The sequence below is a fragment of the Microcoleus sp. T3_D1 genome, assembly GCF_036700405.1.
Taxonomy (GTDB): domain Bacteria; phylum Cyanobacteriota; class Cyanobacteriia; order Cyanobacteriales; family Microcoleaceae; genus Microcoleus.
In genome coordinates, this window is record NZ_JAUBOV010000014.1 from 32,155 (window position 1) to 46,566 (window position 14,412).

Sequence of the window (14,412 nt, forward strand, 5' to 3'; positions counted from 1 at the left end):
TCAATAAACCAGTAAATTCCGTATGATGCTGTAAAAGTCAGTTAGAGGGGAAAGCTATCTCCGACTCTAGCTCCGAATAACTGACCAATCTTACAATATAAAAAAATACATCTCATGACATCAGTCACTCCCAATCAAACTTCCTCTCAATACGAAGTTAGCGAACCCGAAGAAAAAATTGACTCTCTGGTAGAAGAAGTTAAGCCAGAAAGCGAAATCGATTTAGAATTCCTCTACACCAGAGACATTGAATTCCGACAAGAAACAATTTATTTCATTGTAGTCGATCGCTTTTACGACGGCGACCCCGAAAATAACGAAGGCCCAAACCCAGAACTTTACGATCCAGAAGGGAAAGATTGGGGGAAATATTGGGGCGGCGACTTGCAGGGAGTTATCGACAAACTCGATTACTTAAAAGATATGGGAGTTACCGCCGTTTGGCTGACTCCACTGTTCGAGCAAGTAGAAGCATTATTTGTCGAACAAGCAGCGATTCACGGCTACTGGACTAAAGATTTCAAGCGACTAAATCCCCGCTTTATTGCCACAGGTGACAATCCTTCTATTAACCAAACACAAGAAAGTAAAGATACGGTATTTGACAAATTAGTATACGAGTTGCACCAGCGAAACATGAAACTCGTGCTGGATATTGTCTGCAATCACAGCAACCCTGATTTTAGCGGCAAAAAAGGGGAACTCTACGACGACGGCGTAAAAATAGCTGACTTTAACGACGATGAAGATAACTGGTATCACCACTACGGCGAAGTCAAAAACTGGGAAGATGAATGGCAAGTCCAAAACTGCGAACTGTCGGGTTTAGCAACTTTCAACGAAAACAATATTGCATACCGCAATTACATTAAGTCAGCCATTAAACAATGGCTGGACAGAGGTGTTGATGCTTTGCGGGTTGATACAGTCAAGCATATGCCTATTTGGTTTTGGCAGGAATTTAATGCTGACATTTTAACACACAGACCTGATGTTTTCATTTTTGGCGAATGGATTTACAGCGACCCTAGAAACGATCGTTCTGTGGAATTTGTCAACGAGTCGGGGATGACTATTTTAGATTTTGGTCTGTGCGTGGCAATTCGAGAAGTATTGGGAAAGGGTGCGGAGGCGGGATTTCAGTTAGTCCAAGATGTCCTGAATTTGGATCACCGCTACTACGGGGCGACGGAGTTGATTACTTTTATTGACAACCACGATATGCCGAGGTTTCAGTCGTTGAATCCCGATCCAGAAATGCTGCTGTTGGCGATAGGTTTAATTATGACGACTCGCGGCATTCCCTGCATTTATTACGGCACCGAACAGTATCTGCACGATGATACAGATGGGGGAAATGACCCCTACAACCGCCCGATGATGGAAAAGTGGGATACTGATTCGCCGATTTACCGAGCTGTGCGTTTGCTGTCGGGATTGCGGCGGCTGAATCCAGCTATTTCGATGGGGAGTCAGTGGCAAAAATATCTAACTCCTGATGTTTATTGTTACGTGCGCCGCTATCGCGATTCTGTGGTGTTTGTAGCGATGAATCGTGGCAATTCTGTTACAGTTGAAGAGGTTGATACTGAGCTGCCTGATGGAGAGCATACGGAGGTTTTATCGCGCCGCAAGTTTGAAGTTAAAGATGGGAAGCTGTACAATTTAGAGTTGGGTGCGCGGGAAGTAATGATTTTTAGCCGCGTCGGAGAGCGAGTTAAGGCGACAACTATTGTGCGGGCGCAGCTTAACAGCGTTCAAACTCAGCCTGGGGAAAGAATTGTGGTGATTGGAGATTGTCCTGAATTGGGGAATTGGGATATTAGTAAGGGCTACCCGTTGGAGTATATCAATACTAATACTTGGTTTGGGGAAATTCCTTTTAATGAAAGCGCGGGTAAGTTGATTTCTTATAAGTATGCGCTGCTACGGGAAGGACAGTCGCCGCTGCGAGAAAATCTGGTTTGTCGCCGCTGGGTTTTAGTTTCGGAAGGGACTGTGAAATGGCGGGATAAGTGGGCGAGTGGACGGGAGTCGTGATTTTTAATCAACAGGCTTTCCGGCCTGTTTTACCAGTTTTTAATGAACAGGCAAGATGCCTGTTCCACAACCAAGTTTCTGTTTTGTGGAACGGGCATCTTGCCCGTTGCTGATATTACGAGTTTAAAGCGATCGCAACTTCTCGACTAAAATATCGACATAAGGTTCGCTGCTGTGCTGGTTCACAACCATTTCGTAGCCCCGCTGCGCTTGAGATTCAGCTTCTTGAGGATTTTTTAGCAAATGGACGATCGCCTCGCGCAAACCTGCTGCATCTCCCACATCTACCACTTTAGCAATATCCGGGGCCGTTAAATAATCGACGAGACCTTGAGTCCGAGTAATGGCAACCGGCCGCTTGCAGGCCATTGCTTCCAGTAAAGCCGTACCTCCAGCAGCATATTTATTGTCTACCAAACACACTGCAATTACGTCTGCATCGCGGTAAAGCTGCACTAAATCCGGCCATTCGTAGAATTTGCGCGACATATTTTCTGGCATAGTATCGGGGAAAGCTTGCGATAAAGCCTTGGCATCTTTAGAAAAACCGCTAATTTTTACGTCAACATCTAAGTCAGCAGTTGCTGCTGCTAAGAGTCGGTAGTCGCGCTTTTCTAATCCGACGCTAACAACTGTTTGCCGCTTTTTCTCGCCAGAAGCTGGGCCAGGTGTGAAAAATTTGGTGTCTGTCTGTTCTAGAAGCACTAAAATGCGCGATTCAAGTATAGCTAAATAGCTGCGGAGGAAGTTTATTTGAGGGCGGGCGTTGACAATGAATACGTCAATTTTGTCAGCCAAACCGAATAGTTTCAGGGCGACGCGGCCGCGCAGCCGATCGATATTGTGGAAAAATACAACAATTTTCGGGCGATTAGGCAATTGGCCACACACCGCCGCTACTGGAATCCCAATGTCCTCGCCCGTACAAAATATCACGTCGTCGCTGCTGACTTGCTCGGACAATTTGCGCGCGGCGGCCCAATGTTCGGGTTTAGAAGAAATTTTCGATCGCAGCTTGTCAGTCAACGATATCGCTTCGCCATCCGGCGCGTGGACGGTGGCATTTAAGCGTTCTCTGAGAGCCCGCAGGACGTGGCGAGGGCATTTGCCGAGTTGTGCATCGCGGTCAATCCCATCTAGGTCTATTTTGCGACCTAATGCCATATGGTATTTCAAAGTATTCTCCTTATAATTGTGGTGCTGGTACAAATTATCTAACCTCATAAAATTCTATCCTCTACTGTTGAAAGTGCTGGTGCGATCGATCAGTCGATTTTAGATTTTAGATTTTAGATTTTAGATTTGACTCTACAGATGAATCTGGGGGGTTCTCCCTAATGTCTAAATTTTTGTGAGTTCCACCAATCCGGTCTGGGGCTTGTATCGCAACGGCGCTGGTCGATTTGAGATTTGAGATTTGAGATTTGAGATTTGAGATTTGAGATTTGAGATTTGAGATAAATCTGGGGGGTTCTCCCTCATGTGTGAATTTTTTTGAGTTCCACGAATCCTTTCTGGGGCTGGTATCGCAAGGGCGCTGACGGTTAGGAAACCGGGTTATCGACACCTGCGCGCAAATCCTGTAGGAATAAAAAACAGTGACACGCGCCGATCGATTCCGAGGACTTAAGCTTTTATGCTGAAGTTAGCTAAAAAATTTATGTTTAACCTCATGTATATTTCTCCAGAGCAAGACCAAAAAATTCGCTACACCCTGCGCGAGTGCGGTCAAGAAGCTTACAAGCTCGCAGCCCAACCTTTTGAAGTTTCGGAGAAAGGGCCCAACGACTACGTGACGAGTATAGATCAATACCTAGACCGACAACTATCGGCAGCATTTAGCGCTTTGTTTCCTGAAGACGGCAGGATCACGGAGGAAAACGCCGCCTCCAGAGCAGCTTACTGCGCCAATTACCAGCGCCTGTGGTGCATCGATCCCCTCGACGGAACTGAAGAATTTATTCGGGGAAAACTGCACTACGCTTCGATGGTGGGGCTGCTGCTTGAGGGGGAACCGATGGCCGGCTGGATCTACGCCCCGGCTTTTGACCAAATGTATTTTGGCGGCAAAGATTGGGGATTGTTCCAAACTGTGGGAGCCCAAGCGCCGCAGCCGATCGCCCTGTGCAAACCCCCGGCTCCGACAGCGGAAAATTGTAAAATTATTCTCGGAGACAAAGACCAAAAAAACTACGCCCGGGCGATCGCCCAAAGCATCCCCGGAGCCGAATTTTACTCGCTGGGAAGCTTTGGCTTAAAAGTGATGGAAGTTATCTTCGGTCGAGCTGGTTTGTACCTGTATCTTAACGGCAGAGTTAAAGTGTGGGATACCGCCGGCCCTCTGGCTCTAGCAAAAGCAGCCGGATTGGTTTGTTGCGACTTGCAAGGTCAACCGCTGAGGTGGACTAAAGATGCGATCGAGCCGGAGACTCTGGCCCACACGCAGTCAATCGCGATCGGCTGGCCGGAATACATAGAACCTCTGTTGGGCAAAGTTCAACAGGCAGTGGCAGGCTTGTAAACCCGTTTAAGATTAAAGAATCTGCCAATTTTACGTGAACCGGGCCTCTGCACCCTTATCATCAATTAAAGGAGCAACGGATTGTTTGTGTTCCCAAACATCGATCGTTCCCTAGCTGTTGGGTGTCGCCTAATCATATTTCCCACCTCCGCGAGTTTGCGTCAGGAACCTCAGCCCTGACGGCGTGAGGCTTGGAAGAGTAATCTGACAAGCCATTCTGACGGGCCTTGCGTCTTAACTGACTGCGTTTTTTGAGTCACGACACTCCTTGAATGCGAAGCCAGTTTTGGGCTCTGTCGCTGAAGGTTAAACAGCTCTCAGGTAACAGGGGCAGTGCTTTGGGCCCAACAAGCTCACTAAACCAACGCGCAGGCTAACATCACCCCGAAAGGGAGGCTCGAAAGAGCAAAACACTATGCGTACAGGGCTGGGAAGTTTGAGGCGGTAATTGTCCCGCTGAAAGTGCAACACAAAAGCACACTCCCGCCAACCAGTCCCAAGGCGGTAGTAATCAAAAAAAGACAATATAAAGCCGTCCTAGAAGGACGGGGTTTCTACCCATTTTTTTGATGAAGACAGAAGCTTTCAGTGAGCTATTCCCTCTATTTAAGGGTGCTAACCCAGAAACCTTGGGAGGGCTGCTATCAAATGCCGTCAAGCATGAGTATCCCCCGGGCCGAGCTGTGGTGATGGAGGATTCTTGGGGCAACGCGATTTACTTTGTCGTGTCTGGCTGGGTAAAAGTCCGGCGCTTGTCAAACGATCGAGCTGTATCAATGGCTATTTTAGGACGGGGTGCCTTCTTCGGCGAAATGGCCATTCTGGACGAATCTCCCCGATCGAATGACGTACTTGCTCTATCGCCCGTGCGACTTCTCAGCGTCACAGCTCAGCGATTTATCCAAACGCTGTTTAAAGACCCGCAATTGCACCACCGGATGCTGCAACTGATGGTACGGCGGCTCCGCCAAACCAATCACCGCTATCAACTCCGAAACCGCCAGCCAGCGGTTAAACTAGCAAATACTTTAGTCGAGCTGGCAGAAAACTACGGTCAGAAAACTGCTGAGGGCAAAGAGATCTTCAATATTCCTTATGAAGACTTAGCTGATGTCACAGATATCACCCTAGATGAAACCAGCAAAATTATGGAAAAACTCGATAGTAAAGGTTGGATCAAAATAGATCCAGACCGCGAAACTATCCATTTGATCAACCTCAAGCACTTGATTAATTTGGCAAGTCAATGACTGATGTTACTTCTTTGGATACCTCGTCGGCTGCCGACAACCGTCAGGGGCAACTAACAGCACCGACAATTCAATATTCTGTGGCGATGCCCAATCCTGAATCCCACCTCTTTGAAGTAACTTTGCGCGTGCAAGGTTGGTCGGAGCCGGTTCTGGATTTAAAAATGCCTGTCTGGACTCCCGGTTCTTACTTGGTTCGAGAATACGCCCGCCACCTGCAAGATTTTAGCTCCCATGCGGGCGATTCCCTACGGGATAGCTACGCCGCGCGTGCTTTACCTTGGCGCAAGCTCAGCAAAAATCACTGGCAAATCGAGACCGATTCGGTGTCAGATGTCACGGTTTTCTACCGCATTTTTGCCAACGAACTGACAGTGCGAACCAATCATTTAGACTCGACGCACGGTTATTTCAATCCGGCGGCTTTGTGCTTTTTCTTGCCCGGTTTTGAAAGCAACTGCTACACCGTAACCGTTGTGCCACCGCAGCCCGGATGGCGCACCGTTACGACTTTGCCACCTGTTTCCGGCCAAAATCTTACTTTCGCTGCTGCGGATTTTGACACTCTCGTAGACAGTCCTTTTGAGATTGGCTGTCACGAAGTATACGAGTTTGAAGTGATGGGAAAACCCCACCAGCTAGTTGTTTGGGGAAAAGGCAATTTAGAACCAGATCGGGCGATTCGAGACATCCAAAAAGTGATCGAAGTCGAGGCAAAAATGTTCGGCGGTTTGCCTTACGAACGCTATGTGTTTTTCCTGCATTTGTCCGGCTCTGGTTTTGGTGGTTTGGAGCACAAGGAGAGCTGCACTCTCAACTATCCGCGTTTTGGTTTTCGGGCTAAGGAAAAGTATGAACGCTTTATTCAGTTGGTAGCTCACGAGTTTTTTCACCTGTGGAATGTCAAGCGCATTCGACCGAAAGCTCTCGAAGTATTTGACTACGAAAAAGAAAATTACACTCCTTCTTTATGGTTCTCTGAAGGCACTACCAGTTATTACGATTTGGTGATTCCTTTTCGAGCGGGTATCTACAGCGTGAAAGGTTTTTTCCAAGGTATGGCTAAGGAAATTACTCGCTTGCAGACGACTCCGGGGCGGAGCGTGCAGCCTCTGAGCGAGTCGAGCTGGGATGCCTGGATTAAACTTTATCGCCGGGATGCTAACAGCGACAACTCGCAGATTTCCTATTATTTGAAAGGGGAAATTGTGTCGTTTTTGCTGGATTTGTTGATTCGCGCAAAACACGGCAATGAGCGATCGCTCGACGATGTGATGCGTTTGATGTGGCAGAAGTTTGGCAATGCTAATTCGGCCCAAAACGGCGATTTTGACCTGAAGTCGGGAACAGACGGCAAATCGGCGCATTTAACCTCAAACGGACAGTTAAATTCTCCTTCGCTGCCAGCAGAAATAGGCTTTACTCCCGAAGAGTTGCAAAGTGCGATCGAGTCCGTCGCCGACATTGATTTGAGCGACTTTTTTACGCGCTATATTGACGGTACAGAAGAGTTGCCTTACAACAAGTATCTGCAACCTTTCGGGCTGGAACTCACCGCAAGTGAAACTAGCGAAACACCTCGCATCGGTTGGACGTTGGGAACGGAAAACGGGCGGGAAATGGTTAAATTTGTCGAAGTAGGATCTCCGGCACAATTGGCCGGAATTGATGCTGGAGACGAGTTGCTGGCGATCGAAGGTTTTCGGGTAAATGCAGAACAAGCGGGCGAGAGACTAAAAGATTTCAAGCCTGGGGATATCGTCTCGGTGACAGTTTTTCACCAAGACGAACTGCGGACTTGTCCTGTTACTCTCGCCCCGCCGCGCCCGATGCGTTACTCGATCGTGCCGGTGGAACAGCCCACCGCTATTCAGAAACAAAACTTTACTGGATGGCTGGGAGTTCCTCTATCGAAATTGTCAGGAACCCCATAGCTAAAGCTAGGGGCTTATAGACTGTCCGGCTCTTCGAGCGGGATGGAACAAGCCAAACCTGACCAGGCTAAGTCCTTTGAGGACTCCGTTTTGTGAGTCATGACACCAACGAATGCGTAGCCAGTTCGTTGCCCTGTCGCTAAAAGTTAAACAGTTCTAACGGGTTAAGACAGTGCTTTTAGCCGAACAAGCTCATTAAACATTGCCGAGGCTAACATTACACGCAAGTAGAAGAGACGCAAAAATGTCTAATTTTATTTTTGTTAGAGACACTAAAGGGCGACCGCTATCACCCTGTCAACCAGGAGTAGGGCGCTCATTACTTAACGCAGGTAAAGCATCTGTTTTCAGGCGATTTCCCTTTACGATAATTTTGAACAAAGAGGTTGACGCAAGTCCTAAGCCGTTAGAACTCAAACTCGATCCAGGTTCTAAAACTACTGGTATTGCCCTCAAGCAGAGCGACAAGATAATCTTTGGAGCCGAACTACAACATCGAGGACAACAAATTAAAGAAGCATTGCTGTCTCGTCGCCAACTCAGGCAAGGAAGACGCAATCGCAAAACTCGGTATCGTCAGGCACGATTCCTCAATCGCACCCGTCCTGATGGTTGGCTAGCTCCATCCTTACAGCATCGGGTCGAAACAACACTCACATGGGTTCGCAAGTTGATTCGATTTGCACCCATTGCCAGCATTGTTCAAGAGCTAGTGCGATTCGATTTGCAACTAATGCAAAACCCTGAAATCTCAGGTGTTATGTATCCGCAAGGAGAATTGCACGGTTACGAAGTCCGCGAGTATCTCTTGGCAAAATGGAATCGGCAGTGCGCTTATTGCTCGGTTGAAAATGTACCGTTTGAGATTGAACACATTCAAGCTAAGTCAAGAGGTGGTTCTGACAGAGTTTCCAATTTGACGCTTGCTTGTCACGATTGCAATCAAAAGAAAGGTAATCAGGATGTTCGGGCATTTCTAGCGACTAAACCCGACGTGCTAAACCGCATCCTCAAACAGGCCAAACTACCACTCAAAGATGCAGCAGCAGTCAACTCAACCCGATGGGGGTTGTTCAATGCACTTAAAGAGACGGGATTACCTGTCACTACTGGTACGGGCGGGCAAACTAAGTTCAATCGCAATCGATTAGGGTTGCCCAAATCGCACTGGCTTGATGCTGCGTGTGTAGCTAACTTTGACACACTCGAAGTCTTAACCTCAAAGCCGTTACTGATTACAGCAAAAGGGCATGGGACACGACAGATGTGCGGTACCAATAGGTATGGCTTTCCTACTCGGCACAAATCCAGAGTGCAAATCCACAAAGGGTTTCAGACTGGCGATATTGTCAGTGCAACCGTTACCGCAGGGAAGAAAATCGGCTGCTATGTAGGGCGGGTTCTCTGCCGTGCTTCAGGTAGTTTTGATATCGCAACCAAGTCTGAAAGAGTGGCAGGTATTGGTTATAAATATTGCAGTCCAATTCACAAAAAAGATGGCTATAGCTACGCATTTTGAAGAAAGTAACTTCAAGGCGACTGAAGTCGCTACCGCTTTCCTACCCAAGTCGGTCGCCAGGGGCTTCTCGCTCGTTTTTTGGTGAACGGGAAAGAAAAGACCAGAAGAAATCAAGCTCAATTCCCAATTCCGCTAGCATCCTCCTGCTAAAATTGAATCACCCGTCAATACTCAACTATCATTCAGTTTTTCGACTGACAGTTAACAGTCAACAGTCAACAGTCAACAGTCAACAGTCAACAGTCAACAATAATTCCGGTTGCACCGGAATTAATATTACCAATTACCAATTTTGATTATGCAAACCCCACCTCCTCCATCAATTACGCCCCGCCAAATGAATCTGCTGAGAATTGTTGCTTCTATGGCATGGGCTGACGGCCAACTCGCGACAGAAGAAGTTAATTTAATGCTCGATCGCTTTTGCGGTTTGTTTGCCCCTGATACCGACGGACAACAAATGCAACAAGAACTGCGGGATTACGTCATGCAAAATATCCCCCTTGACGAGTTGATCGGCCAACTAGAAACTCAAGATGAAAAGGAATTAGTCCTGCAACTCGGCTATGAAGTAATTTCATCTAGTTCTCGCACTCCCGATGAACCAAAAATTAACGCTGAGGAAGCCGCAGCTTATCAAAAATTAGTACAGTTGCTCAATCTTCCAGAGGATGTGGTCAAGCGTATTGAAGCTGAATCATCGGCGGGAGATACTTCGGAGGGAATTGTCGAGAAGATGGCTCAAAAATTAGAAAAGTTCATCAAAGGTTAATTTAGGACTTGTGCGCGCTTTGCTTAGAAACCCGGTTCCTTCCTAGATTTCTCGTTACTAAACCTGGAATTTTTCCTAGAAACCGGGAATAAGCCCCCCATGCGTAAGTCTTCTTAGGTAAGTATCGGAATAATAATTTTCTGAGTGCAACTCTTTACAACTAAAGCTGAAGGGAAATAAACCGGATTGTGACTCCCAATTTCCTACGATATACTAACAAAAAAACACGGCCAAGTTAAGAATATTTTTCATCGCCGAGAACGGTAACAGAATTTGCGTGAAGCGAAGCTATCCCGCAGGGAATCGCCCTTCCCGCGCGCTGCCTTCCCCTTAACGAGAATTAGGGACTTAGGCAAAGCCTAAATCCCTAATTGAGCTACCGATTTTTTGCCATCACTGAAAGTGATCTCGTTTCCGGTTGCATCAGAATAATAAAATCGAGTCAACAGTCAACACTCAACCATTCAGTTTTTCAACACCGAGTAAACAGTCAACAGTCAACAGTCAACAATTATCAGGAGTGCAACGGGAATTGATATTAATCCAACCAATCATTAGTGCGGTAACTTGCTGAGGGCGTGCCAAGTTCTGTAGCCGACAATTCCATCTTGCGGCAAAGCCTTGCTAATTTGCAATTGTCGCACTGCTACATCTGTCATCGGCCCGAATAATCCGTCAATGAAGCCGAAATAGTATCCATTGATTTTCAAGACATTCTGAACAATTTTAACAGCATTACCAGAACTGCCCTTCATGACGATCGGCATATTCACAGGTGCGCCAGAGTATAGTGCTTCCCAAGTGATAGGGCCGACAATCCCATCTTCTTTTAAAAAGACGCGGTGTTGATAGCCTATGACCCCGTTTTGAACTTGGACGCCGAAGATACCGTCAATGGCGCCGAAATAATAACCCCAATGATATAGAAGCTGTTGTAGTTCCTTGACAGCTTGACCTGTTGAACCCCTTTGCAAAGTCGGTTTGTTTATTCCAGTGGTTTCAGCAAATGCCAGAGTTGATTGAGCGGTAGTATCGGCGACGAGAGCCATAGTTTCATTGTTCAAGCTTCTTTCTTCGGTGTACATAATGTGGTTCCTCTCAACATTTAAGTTTTTGTGTTTGATATTTCAGGTATAACTGGTGGGATTTGTGGATGCACAGTCGCTTTTTGGAGTGTCACTCCTGTGAGTGTCACTCGTTTGAGTTACCCGTTGGTTTGTCGTAAGGATCGCGAATTAAATAACTTACAATTTTAATTGTTATTGTGGGATGGGCGTCCCGCCCGTCCAAAAAGGACGGGCGGGACGCCCATCCCACACACTTGTGGAAGTTATTTAATTCTCATTCCTAATGAATATAAGTTGTAATATCTTTATGAGGACTTCCGTTGTCAATACAAACCAAGGGCTAAGGTGCGCGGTGCACACATACCAAATACAAAGATGCGGGGTACGCGCCCTACCAACTCATGTTGATTGTTTGCTAAGAAAACTCTCGCAAAGCTGGAATTAAATACTGTGTCAAAGTAAAGGCATCTACTCCTAATTCCGTCCGTTCTTTGGCTGCCATGATTCCGGCTTGAGCGTGCCACCAAGCTGCTGTTGCAGCAACTGATTTGGGGGGGGATTTGCGGGCGATCGCACTTGCTAATAGTCCCCCTAACAAGCCTGTGAGAACGTCGCCGCTGCCACCTCTGGCGAGGGCTGGGGTGCTTTCGGGATTGAGGTAGGTGATGGTACGTGAAGCGTAGCTATCCCGTAGGGAATCGCCCTCATCCTTCCAACTTATGCACACTCTGGCTCCTTTGAGCAATATCGTTGCGCCACAAAGCTCAGCCGCTGCTTGAGTGGCGGCAATTCGATCGTCGCCGGTTTGGTCGGCTAATTCGGGAAATAAACGCTTGAATTCGCCCGGATGAGGCGTGATAATTGTCAGTGCACAGCGTTCGGACAAAATCGGGACTGTGCCGAGTTGAGCGAGGATATTTAAACCGTCAGCATCTAACACCAGAGGTCGATCGCTCTCCAGTACAGATTCTACAGCTATTGCGGCTTCCAATGTCAGACCTGGGCCTGCGGCGATCGCATCATAGAGGCTCAAATCAATTGCTACTGGTAACTCGCTAATTGCACCGCTTTGGGTTTCAGGACATCCTATAACTAATGCCTCTGGTAACTGGCTGCTCAACATCGATTTAATCGACTCAGGAACAGCAATTGACAGCATTCCGATGCCGCTAGCTCTTGCTCCCAATGCTGCCAAAATTGCGGCTCCGCTGTAGCGCCGGGAACCTGCAATAATTAGTAAGTGACCGTTGGTGTATTTGTGCGAAATTGGCGATCGGGGTAACGGCAAATGCTGAGTTGCCGAGGCTTTTGTAATGCGTTGTATTGCTGGCTTTTCGCCCAATATTGCTGCAATATCTGCTGCGGGAATATCAAAATCAATTAATTCTGAACTGCCGATATATTCTAACGCTCTATCTTGCAGAAATGCCCTTTTCCACAAACCCAAACATAATGTATGTTTTGCCCTAATTGCCGTTCCCAAAACTTCTCCGGTATCTGTATGAATTCCCGATGGAATGTCTATACTTAAAAGGGGGATATTTAAATTATTTATTTCGTCAATAGCGGCGGCTGTGGCGTTAGTAATTTCTCGTTCTAATCCAAAGCCAAATAAACCATCTACGAGGCAATCGCAGTTTTTCAGATTTTCAATTGTGTCAACAAATGGAATATTTAAAGAACGCGCATAATCAGCGTGACTTTTTGTTAGTTCTTTTAGTTTAGAAAACGGGCAGTAAATAACTACTTGGAATCCTTGAAAGTGCAATTCGCGGGCAACAACCAAAGCATCGCCGCCGTTGTGTCCCGGCCCAACCAATACGCCGATAACTGGCAATTGAGAATTAACAAGATTTTTCCCTTCTTGGCTTTTCCTTATATCCGTTAAATCCCGTACACTGCTAGTTGCCGAACTTCCTTCCTCCTTCAAAAGCTCCTGAATGCGTCTAGCAATAAGTCCCGCGACTTTTTCCATTAAAGCTGCGACTGGCATTCCAGCAGCAAAGATTCTCGTTTCTATTTGCCGCATTTGGTCGGCGGTGACAACAAATTTTTGAATGGTCATATTAATGCTAAAATTTCAGCTAACAGCAGCAGTGGCAAGTTGTAGTATACTTGTGGTATAATAAATTAGCTCGATCGAACAAAGTAACAGTAAAATAGCAATTTCTCTCAGAATCATGAACAAGATTGTTGTAGGCCTCTCCGGCGGGGTCGATAGTTCCGCAGCAGCCGCAATTTTACACCATCAAGGATATGAAGTGGTGGGTTTAACGCTGTGGTTGATGAAGGGCAAAGGTCAGTGCTGCTCTGAGGGAATGGTCGATGCCGCTAAAATTTGCGAAGATTTGGGCGTTCCCCACCACATTGTTGACAGCCGCGATGTCTTTCAGGCAAGTATTGTCGATTATTTGGTGGAGGGTTACAGTGCAGGAATTACGCCTCTGCCTTGTTCGCAGTGCAATAAAACTGTGAAGTTCGGGCCGATGCTTAAGTATGCTCGCGAAGAACTCGGAATTGAAAAAATCGCTACAGGGCACTACGCTCGGATTACTTACGATGCTGCTACGGGTCGCTATCAGTTGCTGCGGGCGATCGACCCTGCGAAAGATCAGTCTTATTTCTTGTACGATCTAACACAGGATTTGTTGGCGGGTACGGAATTTCCTTTGGGGGAAATTACCAAGACAGAAACTCGCAGAATTGCGGCGGAATTTGGCTTGACAACTGCTGATAAGCCGGAAAGTCAGGATTTGTGCTTGGTGGAAAGTAACGGTTCGATGCGGGCTTTTCTGGATAAGTACATTGCGCCGCAAAAGGGTGACATTGTGGACAAGTCAGGGCGGGTGCTCGGACAGCATGACGGTGTGCACCACTACACCATCGGCCAGCGGAAGGGACTGGGGATTGCTGCACCGGAACCGCTGTACGTGATTGAACTCGATGCTGCTGGCAATCGGGTAATTGTGGGCGATCGACAGTTGGCAGTAGAATCTGAATGTACAGTCCAGAAAGTGAATTGGGTTTCTGTGGCTGCGCCGATGGCTCCGATTCGGGCTCAGGTACAGATTCGATATCGATCGCAACCCGTCCCGGCTACAATTATTCCTGTAGAATCCTCCCAACCAGAGGAAAAAGTCGGCGGTACAAGAGTTAAGTTGATTTTTGACGAACCGCAGTTGAGCATTACCCCCGGACAAGCGGCTGTCTGGTATGACGGCGATATGCTATTGGGCGGCGGCATCATCGAAAGAAACCCACTGCCAAATTAAAGCAAGGGGCGGGCTAGAAGCCCCACCCCTACTCCCC

Annotated in this window: 10 protein-coding genes; 7 read left to right on the forward strand and 3 right to left on the reverse strand. The window is 47.2% G+C overall.

The features are described 5' to 3' along the window. Window positions 1–114 precede the first annotated feature (114 nt). Window positions 115–2,040: an alpha-amylase family glycosyl hydrolase gene (locus QT992_RS09060; RefSeq protein ID WP_333340754.1), complete on the forward strand. Its 1,926-nt coding sequence runs from the start codon at window positions 115–117 to the stop codon at window positions 2,038–2,040. A 123-nt stretch (window positions 2,041–2,163) separates the two neighbouring features. On the opposite strand, the gene QT992_RS09065 is transcribed toward QT992_RS09060, so the two are convergent. After that, window positions 2,164–3,264, reverse strand: a complete 1,101-nt coding sequence (locus tag QT992_RS09065) for a glycosyltransferase family 4 protein (protein ID WP_333340751.1) — start codon at window positions 3,262–3,264, stop codon at window positions 2,164–2,166. A 436-nt stretch (window positions 3,265–3,700) separates the two neighbouring features. Here QT992_RS09065 and QT992_RS09070 point away from each other — a divergent pair, with 436 nt between their 5' ends. The 5 genes from QT992_RS09070 to QT992_RS09090 all read left to right on the forward strand — a co-directional run bounded on the left by QT992_RS09070 (window position 3,701) and on the right by QT992_RS09090 (window position 10,036). Continuing rightward, entirely contained in the window at window positions 3,701–4,561 is an 861-nt protein-coding gene (locus QT992_RS09070; RefSeq protein WP_333322248.1) for an inositol monophosphatase family protein, read from the forward strand. Between the two features lie 569 nt (window positions 4,562–5,130). Continuing rightward, the gene (locus QT992_RS09075; RefSeq protein WP_333288543.1) at window positions 5,131–5,811 is read left to right on the forward strand and encodes a Crp/Fnr family transcriptional regulator; all 681 of its coding nucleotides are present in this window, start codon (window positions 5,131–5,133) and stop codon (window positions 5,809–5,811) included. Then, window positions 5,808–7,745, forward strand: coding sequence for a M61 family metallopeptidase (locus tag QT992_RS09080; RefSeq protein ID WP_333376863.1), 1,938 nt, complete (start codon window positions 5,808–5,810; stop codon window positions 7,743–7,745). The genes QT992_RS09075 and QT992_RS09080 overlap by 4 nt, the downstream gene beginning before the upstream one ends. Window positions 7,746–7,989: 244 nt before the next feature. Beyond that, window positions 7,990–9,264 (forward strand): RNA-guided endonuclease IscB, encoded by a 1,275-nt coding sequence (iscB, locus tag QT992_RS09085; RefSeq protein WP_333376865.1) that lies wholly within the window; start codon window positions 7,990–7,992, stop codon window positions 9,262–9,264. Between the two features lie 298 nt (window positions 9,265–9,562). Then, window positions 9,563–10,036, forward strand: a complete 474-nt coding sequence (locus QT992_RS09090; RefSeq protein WP_333376867.1) for a TerB family tellurite resistance protein — start codon at window positions 9,563–9,565, stop codon at window positions 10,034–10,036. A 554-nt stretch (window positions 10,037–10,590) separates the two neighbouring features. On the opposite strand, the gene QT992_RS09095 is transcribed toward QT992_RS09090, so the two are convergent. Both QT992_RS09095 and QT992_RS09100 read right to left on the reverse strand, forming a co-directional pair. Then, window positions 10,591–11,121, reverse strand: a complete 531-nt coding sequence (locus QT992_RS09095) for a peptidoglycan-binding protein (RefSeq protein ID WP_333376869.1) — start codon at window positions 11,119–11,121, stop codon at window positions 10,591–10,593. A gap of 397 nt (window positions 11,122–11,518) precedes the next feature. After that, complete coding sequence (locus QT992_RS09100) at window positions 11,519–13,168, reverse strand: NAD(P)H-hydrate dehydratase (RefSeq protein ID WP_333319331.1); 1,650 nt, start codon at window positions 13,166–13,168, stop codon at window positions 11,519–11,521. Between the two features lie 115 nt (window positions 13,169–13,283). Here QT992_RS09100 and mnmA point away from each other — a divergent pair, with 115 nt between their 5' ends. Beyond that, complete coding sequence (gene mnmA, locus QT992_RS09105) at window positions 13,284–14,375, forward strand: tRNA 2-thiouridine(34) synthase MnmA (protein ID WP_333319329.1); 1,092 nt, start codon at window positions 13,284–13,286, stop codon at window positions 14,373–14,375. Window positions 14,376–14,412 lie beyond the last annotated feature (37 nt).

Bases quoted from the DNA above. Each gene is read 5' to 3' on its own strand.
- QT992_RS09080 (WP_333376863.1), top strand. From the start codon at position 5,808: ATGACTGATGTTACTTCTTTGGATACCTCGTCGGCTGCCGACAACCGT.
- QT992_RS09100 (WP_333319331.1), bottom strand. From the start codon at position 13,168: ATGACCATTCAAAAATTTGTTGTCACCGCCGACCAAATGCGGCAAATA.
- QT992_RS09065 (WP_333340751.1), bottom strand. From the start codon at position 3,264: ATGAGGTTAGATAATTTGTACCAGCACCACAATTATAAGGAGAATACT.
- QT992_RS09095 (WP_333376869.1), bottom strand. From the start codon at position 11,121: ATGTACACCGAAGAAAGAAGCTTGAACAATGAAACTATGGCTCTCGTC.
- QT992_RS09090 (WP_333376867.1), top strand. From the start codon at position 9,563: ATGCAAACCCCACCTCCTCCATCAATTACGCCCCGCCAAATGAATCTG.
- QT992_RS09075 (WP_333288543.1), top strand. From the start codon at position 5,131: ATGAAGACAGAAGCTTTCAGTGAGCTATTCCCTCTATTTAAGGGTGCT.
- iscB (WP_333376865.1), top strand. From the start codon at position 7,990: ATGTCTAATTTTATTTTTGTTAGAGACACTAAAGGGCGACCGCTATCA.
- QT992_RS09060 (WP_333340754.1), top strand. From the start codon at position 115: ATGACATCAGTCACTCCCAATCAAACTTCCTCTCAATACGAAGTTAGC.
- QT992_RS09070 (WP_333322248.1), top strand. From the start codon at position 3,701: ATGTTTAACCTCATGTATATTTCTCCAGAGCAAGACCAAAAAATTCGC.
- mnmA (WP_333319329.1), top strand. From the start codon at position 13,284: ATGAACAAGATTGTTGTAGGCCTCTCCGGCGGGGTCGATAGTTCCGCA.